Origin of the sequence: Streptomyces sp. 13-12-16 (assembly GCF_002114215.1) — a bacterium.
Taxonomy (GTDB): domain Bacteria; phylum Actinomycetota; class Actinomycetes; order Streptomycetales; family Streptomycetaceae; genus Streptomyces.
This window is the reverse complement of the sequence record NZ_NCTE01000547.1, coordinates 1,572-1,840: the sequence shown is the minus strand read 5'-3', so window position 1 is coordinate 1,840 and position 269 is coordinate 1,572. Positions and strand designations below refer to the sequence as shown.

Below are 269 nucleotides of genomic sequence, written 5' to 3'. Positions count from 1 at the left end.
CCCGCCGTCTCCCGTTAGGCTGACCCCGTGAAGGTCCTCGTCATCGGCAGCGGCGCCCGCGAACACGCCCTGTGCCACTCCCTGTCCCTCGACCCCGACGTCACCGCGCTGCACTGCGCCCCCGGCAACGCCGGCATCGCCGGGGTCGCCGAGCTGCACCAGGTCGACGCCCTCGACGGCGCGGCCGTGTCCGCGCTGGCCGCGCGGCTCGGTGCGGACCTCGTGGTGGTCGGCCCGGAGGCGCCCCTGGTCGCCGGTGTCGCCGACGC

At 77.0% G+C, this 269-nt stretch carries 1 pseudogene; it reads left to right on the top strand.

Features of this window, described 5'->3' with window-relative positions:
• Nucleotides 1-27 precede the first annotated feature (27 nt).
• A pseudogene (locus tag B7767_RS22225) lies at nt 28-269 on the top strand (phosphoribosylamine--glycine ligase N-terminal domain-containing protein); the annotation flags it as partial.